Annotated in this window: 11 protein-coding genes and 1 pseudogene; 8 read left to right on the top strand and 4 right to left on the bottom strand. The window is 67.8% G+C overall.

The features are described 5' to 3' along the window. From narY to EV651_RS41495, 5 genes and pseudogenes are all read left to right on the top strand, one after another. Positions 1-750 (top strand): annotated as a pseudogene (gene narY, locus EV651_RS23560) (nitrate reductase subunit beta); the annotation flags it as partial. Then, complete coding sequence (narJ, locus tag EV651_RS23555; protein WP_133787395.1) at positions 747-1457, top strand: nitrate reductase molybdenum cofactor assembly chaperone; 711 nt, start codon at positions 747-749, stop codon at positions 1455-1457. The pseudogene narY and the gene narJ, both read left to right, overlap by 4 nt. A gap of 2 nt (positions 1458-1459) precedes the next feature. Then, positions 1460-2176, top strand: coding sequence for a respiratory nitrate reductase subunit gamma (gene narI / locus EV651_RS23550; protein ID WP_133787394.1), 717 nt, complete (start codon positions 1460-1462; stop codon positions 2174-2176). Positions 2177-2274: 98 nt separating this feature from the next. Beyond that, entirely contained in the window at positions 2275-2712 is a 438-nt protein-coding gene (locus EV651_RS23545) for a pyridoxamine 5'-phosphate oxidase family protein (RefSeq protein ID WP_133787393.1), read from the top strand. A gap of 113 nt (positions 2713-2825) precedes the next feature. Beyond that, entirely contained in the window at positions 2826-2978 is a 153-nt protein-coding gene (locus EV651_RS41495) for a hypothetical protein (protein WP_166658704.1), read from the top strand. 26 nt (positions 2979-3004) lie between these two features. Here EV651_RS41495 and EV651_RS23540 read toward each other — a convergent pair whose 3' ends face one another. Next, entirely contained in the window at positions 3005-3406 is a 402-nt protein-coding gene (locus EV651_RS23540; protein WP_202870469.1) for a hypothetical protein, read from the bottom strand. Between the two features lie 801 nt (positions 3407-4207). Between EV651_RS23540 and EV651_RS23535 the strand changes: the two genes are divergently transcribed. Continuing rightward, positions 4208-5134 (top strand): universal stress protein, encoded by a 927-nt coding sequence (locus tag EV651_RS23535; protein WP_166658732.1) that lies wholly within the window; start codon positions 4208-4210, stop codon positions 5132-5134. Between the two features lie 425 nt (positions 5135-5559). Here EV651_RS23535 and EV651_RS43010 read toward each other — a convergent pair whose 3' ends face one another. After that, positions 5560-5835 (bottom strand): hypothetical protein, encoded by a 276-nt coding sequence (locus EV651_RS43010; protein WP_133787391.1) that lies wholly within the window; start codon positions 5833-5835, stop codon positions 5560-5562. 20 nt (positions 5836-5855) lie between these two features. Continuing rightward, positions 5856-6230, bottom strand: a complete 375-nt coding sequence (locus EV651_RS43005) for a TetR/AcrR family transcriptional regulator C-terminal domain-containing protein (RefSeq protein ID WP_133787390.1) — start codon at positions 6228-6230, stop codon at positions 5856-5858. A 39-nt stretch (positions 6231-6269) separates the two neighbouring features. Here EV651_RS43005 and EV651_RS23520 point away from each other — a divergent pair, with 39 nt between their 5' ends. Then, the gene (locus EV651_RS23520; protein ID WP_133787389.1) at positions 6270-6503 is read left to right on the top strand and encodes a hypothetical protein; all 234 of its coding nucleotides are present in this window, start codon (positions 6270-6272) and stop codon (positions 6501-6503) included. Here EV651_RS23520 and EV651_RS41490 read toward each other — a convergent pair. Next, positions 6490-6651 carry a hypothetical protein gene (locus tag EV651_RS41490; protein ID WP_166658731.1) on the bottom strand — a complete coding sequence of 54 codons (162 nt, stop codon included), beginning with the start codon at positions 6649-6651 and terminating at the stop codon, positions 6490-6492. The two genes, EV651_RS23520 and EV651_RS41490, sit on opposite strands and share 14 nt — an antisense overlap. A 199-nt stretch (positions 6652-6850) precedes the next feature. Here EV651_RS41490 and EV651_RS23515 point away from each other — a divergent pair, with 199 nt between their 5' ends. Then, entirely contained in the window at positions 6851-7105 is a 255-nt protein-coding gene (locus tag EV651_RS23515) for a tyrosine-type recombinase/integrase (protein WP_133787388.1), read from the top strand. Positions 7106-7111: the final 6 nt, after the last annotated feature.

Raw genomic sequence — 7111 nt, 5'->3', positions numbered from 1 at the left:
ACGTACAAGGTCGCGCTACCGCTGCATCCGGAGTACCGCACCATGCCGATGGTCTGGTACATCCCGCCACTGTCGCCCGTCGTCGACGTGGTCCGGGAAACCGGCGAAGACGCCGAGAAACCGGAGAACCTGTTCGCCGCGATCGACGCACTGCGGATCCCGATCGAATACCTCGCCGAACTCTTCACCGCCGGCGACGTCGCCCCGGTCGACCGGGTGCTGCGCAAGCTCGCCGCGATGCGCTCCTACATGCGCGACATCAACCTGGGCCGCGACCCCAACGCCTCCATCCCGGCGTCGGTCGACATGAGTGAGGAGCAGATGTACGACATGTACCGGCTGCTCGCGCTGGCCAAGTACGACGAGCGCTACGTCATCCCACCCGCACACGCCGAGCAGGCACACGACCTCGAAGAGATCGCGTGTTCACTGGACTACGAAGGCGGCCCCGGCATGGGCGGCTCCGGTCCGTTCGGCGAGGGATCCGGCACACCGACACCGATCGCCGTCGAGAACTTCCAGATGCTGCAGGACCGTCAGACCTCGGACACCCTCGCGGCACCGAACGACAAGGCCGCCCGGGTGAACCTGCTCAACTGGGACGGAAAAGGCAGCCCCACCGGTCTGTTCCCACCCAAGTCCGACGGCCCCGCAGCAATAACCGACGCCGGGCCGCCGGACACCAGCCACGACGGGCAGACCGAACCCGGCGGGACCGGCGGACTCACCGGAGGGGCTGACCACCGATGAAGCGCAAGCCTCGCTTCCAGGGCGGGCTCACCGAGGAGCAACTGACGACGGCCTGGCAATCCGCGTCCCTCCTCCTCGCCTACCCCGACCACCAGCTCCCCGACCACCTCGATCTGATCCATCGCGCGTCCCGTCAGCTTCCGGACCGGGTCGGCGAACCGTTGGGCGCGACCGTTGGCCGCCTTGCCGACACCCCGATCGCTGAGCTCGAGGCCGACTACGTCGAAACGTTCGACAGCCGCCGCAGGCACAACCTGTTCCTGACCTACTTCGCGCACGGCGACACCCGCAAACGCGGAGTCGCCCTGCTGCGGTTCAAGCAGACCTACCTCGCCTCCGGCTACGAACTCACCGACAACGAACTGCCCGACCACCTGTGCGTCGTACTGGAATACGCCGCGACCATCGACCACACCCGTGGCCGCCAACTGCTCCTGGACCACCGGGCCGGCCTCGAACTACTGCGCCTGGCACTGACCGACACCGGATCCCGCTGGGCCGGGGCGGTCGAGGCCGTCACCGCGACGCTGCCCCCGTTGCAGGGCAACGAGGTCGAGGCGATCCGACGGCTCGCGGCCGAAGGACCACCCGCGGAAGAAGTCGGACTCACTCCATACGCAACGCCGGCCTTCGACACCGGCCCTGCCATGCCGAACCCCGGCGCACCGACCCCGCTGCCGATGCCGACCTTCCCCGGAGCGCGCTGACCATGGACACCTTCTGGTGGGTAATCGTCCCCTACATCTGCCTCACGACGTTCGTCGTCGGCCACATCTGGCGATACCGCTACGACAAGTTCGGTTGGACCACCCGGTCCTCACAGCTCTACGAGGACAAGCTCCTGCGGCTCGGCAGCCCACTGTTCCACTTCGGGCTCCTCGCGGTGTTCCTCGGCCACGTCATGGGCCTCGGCGTACCGAAGTCGTGGACCGAGGCCGTCGGGATCTCCGAAGGCCTCTACCACTTCATGGCGGTCTCGATCGGCGCTGTCGCCGGCATCGGCACCGTGGTCGGTATGGCGATCCTCATCTACCGCCGCCGTACCGTCGGCCCCGTCTTCTCCGCCACCACCAAGATGGACAAGGCCATGTACGCCGTCCTCGCAACGGTCATCCTGCTTGGGCTGGCCAACACCGTCTTCGCCAACATCTTCGGCCACTACGACTACCGGGAAGGCGTCTCGATCTGGTTCCGCGGTGTCTTCCGCTTCCAGCTGCATCCTGAGCTGATGGCCGATGCGCCGCTCACGTTCCAGCTGCACGGCCTCGCCGCGATGCTCCTGTTCGCGCTGTGGCCGTTCACCCGCCTGGTCCACGTCTTCAGCGCCCCACTCGGCTACCTCACCCGCCCCTACATCGTCTACCGCAGCCGCGACCCACAACTCGGCACCCACCGCTCCCGCCGCGGCTGGGACCGCGTGAACTGACTCACTCGTCGCCGGCGGGAGCAGCGATCACATTCGGCCCTCGCGATCGGGACCTACGACCTTTGCACCGACACGACCAGCCGCTGTACCAATGAGAGATGAGCACGCACGACCCAGAACACCGATGGTTCGAGCCGGCACTCTTCCAGCACCTGCCGCCCGAGGAGTGCCGAGACCTCCTAGCCGCCAAGTCAGTAGGACGAGTCGCCTTCAACGGCCCGGACGGACCACAAGTACTGCCCGTCAACTATGTGGTCCACCGCCGCAACATCGTCTTTCGGACCGCGAAGGGCAGCAGGCTGGCCGACGCGATGCGCAACAGCCGCGTCGCCTTCGAAATCGACGACATCGACGAATTCCTCCAAAGCGGGTGGAGCGTCGTAGCCGTCGGCGACGCCGACCTCATCGATGACCCCGACCTCCTCGTTGAGCTCTGGGGAGACCAAGGCCCCAAACCATGGGCGGTCGGTCTACGCACGCAGTTCGTGCGGATCACACCAACTCGTCTGACCGGTCGACGCGTCCTCCAGCGCTAGTGCCGTCGGCCACCACTCGAGGATTTCGTCCCCAATCGTGCGGACGTGTGGCCCTGATGAGTCCGTCTGCGCCGCAGCAGTCTCGACAGCAGCCTGAACGTCGATCTGGCAGTGTGTCCGCCGGTGCCACCGAGCACGGCCGCCGGCACGGCGTGTCCGTGATCGACGGCGGCTGCCTCTGCCTGTTCGATCCGACGGCGGACGTCGGCCACAAGGCGATGCGTGCCGTCCTCACCCTCTCCGGCACGACCCCTCGACGAGTGTGAGCCACGACCGCGCCGACGGGCCCCAGTCACCGAACAGGAGCAGAAGACCGCCAACGGTGTAGCAGACCATCACCAGCAGCAGTGGCAGCTGGCCGCTCAGCGCTCCACGCCGGGGAAACAGCCTGACAGCGGTCGTACGCTGACATGACACCGAGGAGGTGACCACCGACAACAGCGGCCATCTGAACAGTGGCGATGACGGTGACGTGAGCGGTGATCCCGGTGTTCACCTCACGGTGAGCCGTTCTGAACACGTTCCACCCCCTGCTGAGCGGATCGCTCAGCAGGATCAGCGTGTGCTGGCCCTCGAGCAGGAACATCGTTGCGTAGTGGGCGATCACGTAGCCGAGAACGATCGGTACGACGGAATGCGCGAACGGTCCCGGCAGCGCGGTCGGGTGCGTGCTGTCTGCGGCGAGCGGGTGCAATGCCGTTCTCCTAGGGTGAGCTCACGGGAGTGGTGCGCGGCTGCATCCACGGAACGTCGTCGCGAGCACCCGGCAATCGAGCTGACGGTCTGCCGCGACGTCTACCGACGCAAAGGGCCTTGTGGCCCATGGATCTGGCCCCTTCGGCCCTCATCCGGCATGCGTCGGCGGGCTGTAATGGCAGTGGGCGAGGGAAGCCAGGCACAAGGGTACGGAGAAGCGGGAACCATCCGCGCACCGTACAACTCGGCTCGCTGCAGTAGCGGCGATGGGCTTCCCTCGCTCCGGGAGGTCAGCAGGCGCGGATGACCAGGCTCGACCCGAACCAGCGCCCGCTGAGATGCGCTTGCGCCGGACAAGCAGCATTGCGCCTGGCCGGGACGGTGGCGGTCATCGCGTCAGGCACACGATGCCCAGGCATATGCCGTCCGTTGCACTCAGCACCCAGCCCCATGGTCCTACGCCGACCTCCGCACGCCCAGAGCCGGACTCAGCGAGTTCGATGCTCGCCCCGGACCACGTGGCTTGCACCGCTCCTGCACGTGACCGCGCAACCACGCAGATACGAGACGCGCCTTCAGCCAGACACGCGCCTGATTGATGCCGTCAATCGTGTCGTCGGAACTCAGGAGGCGGCAGGGCCCATGGACGCTGGCCGAGCTCCCAGAGGTCCCCACCCGGCGGGACCCATGCCACCCGGCTGAACGAGGGGGCCGCCAGGCCCTTCGGTCAGGGGTCAGGCGACCCTTCGGCGGGACCCACCTCGGCCACATGCTGAAAGTAGGTAAGAGGAGGCAACGAATGAACACCTGGACACGTACAGGACCCGTCGTCGTCGAGGTCGACGGCAGTACCGACGGGCCGCGGATCGTCGGCTATGCCGCCCGGGAAGCACTCCGCGCCGGGGCTGAGCTGGTGCTCGTTGCGCCCCACCACAATTACTCGCCGTACGCCCCGATGATGCCGCTCTGCGACCCGCAGGGGCCGGCGGCAGCGGCGGAAGAGATTCTCCGGCAGGCGGTCGAGTTCGTGCGGCACTCATACGGTGACGACCTGGAAGTCAGCACGACGGCGAGGGAAGGCTCGCGGCTCAGGGCCATGCAGACAGCCGGCCGCGACGCACGGGTCCTCGTCGTCGCACGTGAGCATGACAGCGGTCCGGCAGGAATCGTCTCGGCACAGGGCAACCTCGCCCTGGCCGGGCGCACCTGGTGTCCCGTCATCGTGGTCCCGGCAGGCGGGACGCCGCGCTCGGCCGAGAGCGGCGTCGTGGTCGGGATCGACGGTACGCCGTTGTCGCTGGAAGCTGTCGAGTTCGCCTTCCGGACCGCGGCCGAGCGCAGTGTCAACCTGACCGTGGTGCACGCCCACCACCATCCGTACCGGCATCTCACCGCGGACGACGGCACCTGGCAGGAGCGCGGCGCCCTGACCGTCTCCGAAACGCTCGCCGGATGGCACGAGGAGTATCCAGAGGTGAAGGTGACCCGGCTGCTCACGACCCGCCCGGTCGTCGCTGCGCTGGCGCACGAGAGCCTTCAGGCCGCTCTGGTCGTCGTCGGCGCTCACGCCGGCCCGTTGCCCATCGGCGATCCCGTCGCCCGCCAAACCATCGCAGAGATGACCTGCCCGGTCGCCATCGTCGCCCATCACGTCACCCCGGCCGAACACGCCCGAGGGCGCCGGACGCTGTCCTCCAGGCCGGACGTGGTCGTCCCAACCTCCTGAGAGTTCACCACCAGCGGCCGAATCTGGATGTTCGTCCGGCTGTGGATGATCGCGGGCCGACCAACGCCTCGATGGCAGCGCCGGTCCCCTGTCTCGGCACTACTCACCGCGCAGCAGAAGATTCGCGCCACCTGGGCACCCTCGTACGGAACGGACACGCTGCCGATCGAGCGAGGAGTGGGTCCGTCGCGACTCTGATCCCTCCATCACTACCCGTCTGCTCGACCAACGACTAGGTTGCAGGAGCTGCGCGCCGCGACCGGCTTGTCTTCGGAGCACGAGTTCGCTCGCGGCGGCCCGACCACAACAACCGCTACTCGGCCCAGCCCTCCATGGCACCAGCCTCGTCGTGTGTCAGATGCATCCGGAGAGCCTCTCAGACCGAGGAATGGCGCGCCCTCCAACTACTGCCGCGCACGTCCGCTTCAAAGGCGAAGGTCTGATCCACAAGAGCACGAAGTCACGAGCCGGCCTGGGTCAAGCTGCTCGATTTCGAGACCACCCCAACCAAGGCGGTCGAGGACCTGATCGCTGCAGTCCTGATCGCGGTAGTCGTAGTACTGCAGGAACATGTCCACGCCGGTGTCGATCAGCCGCTGCGTTGTGTGCGGGTCCAGAGTGTCGCTACAGGTGCTGGCGACCAGGTGCGGGTAGAGGACCAGTGCGTACAACTGGAGGATCGCGGTGTCCACGTCAGGCATGGTCAGACGGCCGGCCGCGATCAGACGCTCGAAGGCGCCGCGAGGGTGGGGCGGGCACGGTCGGGGCCGTGCTCCCGCCAAGCCGTGCCGAGCTCAGGGAAGCGCCGCACCTCGCTCGTCACGAGCCTGCGCAGAGCCAGCACCTCGGGTTGGATCATGCTGGCCACCCACGCCGCCGCGGTCCACTTGAGCGCGGCGCGCAGGTCGTCGGACTCCGCCAGGCGCTGCGCCGTACCGGCGCTCGCCTCGCCGAGGGCGCGCTCGAGCGCGTGGTCGGCGCGGCTGTGCTGATCATCCTTGGGGTGAAGGCGTGGCGGAGCTGCGGGGCTGAGGTGACGCCGACCGAGTCCCGGCCGGTACGGGTGGAGGCTGGCGGCGCTCGTTCCGCATGGCACTCCTGGTCTCCATGTCCAACCCGAAGGCGGCTGGTGTTCATGATCGCGTTCTATCCACATTTCGGGCCGGCCGACCGGCCGCTGATGCCCACCACGGCCCTTCTCGGCACAGTCCAGGTGACGCTGGAGACGGCCCTCCACCTCGGGGCTCGCCGCGCGGTTGCCCGCGCCGGCAGGTGGTTCCGGCGGCCGAAGATCCGGCGCCGGCTCGAGACGGTGAGCGGCAGCGTGCTGGTCGCGCTCGGCCTACGCGTGGCGGTCAGCAGCCACTGATCGGGACCACCGGGTCCCCCGCTACGTACGGCGCCGCTACCTGACCGTTCACGTCGCCCGGCGACTCCATCGAGAACGCCGACGCGGCCTTCCGCGCCCGCCGCAGCCGGGCGTCACCGCATCCCCCCGAGAGGTCCAGCGCGCCCACGACATCCGCAGATCCACCGGCCGGGTCGCCCTCGTCGTGCTGGCCGCCATGTCCGGCATGGAGCGCGAATTGTCAACGCAGCCTCATTGAGACTGGTCGGGTTCGGCTCGACCCCGGCGAGGCTACCTAGCTTGCTGACCTCTACAGGCTGTCCCGGGCCGACCGGACCTCGCTGCTGGAACTGACCGAACTCGCCGGCATGCGCTCGCTGGCTGACGAACTCGGCTGGGTCACCGCACACGTCTTCCGGAAAACCACAGCGACCATTCTGGAGGAGTCGGGCCAGTCACCGCGACAGATCGCAGACCAGCTGGGTCACGCGCAGACGACAACGACGGTGGACGACTACGTCGGTCGACGGGCCCGAAACCCGGAGGCGGCTCGCCATCTCGAACAGGCTCTCCGCGACATCCACGAGCAAGGGCGTCTAACGCCGGAAGGACCTGCGATCTAGTGGCAC

The sequence above is a fragment of the Kribbella sp. VKM Ac-2571 genome, assembly GCF_004362255.1.
GTDB classification, from domain to species: Bacteria; Actinomycetota; Actinomycetes; order Propionibacteriales; family Kribbellaceae; genus Kribbella; species Kribbella pratensis.
This window is presented reverse-complemented; position numbering and strand designations above follow the sequence as displayed.

Bases quoted from the DNA above. Each gene is read 5' to 3' on its own strand.
- EV651_RS23520 (WP_133787389.1), top strand. From the start codon at position 6,270: ATGATCGCGTTCTATCCACATTTCGGGCCGGCCGACCGGCCGCTGATG.
- EV651_RS23515 (WP_133787388.1), top strand. From the start codon at position 6,851: ATGCGCTCGCTGGCTGACGAACTCGGCTGGGTCACCGCACACGTCTTC.
- narI (WP_133787394.1), top strand. From the start codon at position 1,460: ATGGACACCTTCTGGTGGGTAATCGTCCCCTACATCTGCCTCACGACG.
- EV651_RS23545 (WP_133787393.1), top strand. From the start codon at position 2,275: ATGAGCACGCACGACCCAGAACACCGATGGTTCGAGCCGGCACTCTTC.
- EV651_RS43010 (WP_133787391.1), bottom strand. From the start codon at position 5,835: ATGCCTGACGTGGACACCGCGATCCTCCAGTTGTACGCACTGGTCCTC.
- EV651_RS23535 (WP_166658732.1), top strand. From the start codon at position 4,208: ATGAACACCTGGACACGTACAGGACCCGTCGTCGTCGAGGTCGACGGC.
- narJ (WP_133787395.1), top strand. From the start codon at position 747: ATGAAGCGCAAGCCTCGCTTCCAGGGCGGGCTCACCGAGGAGCAACTG.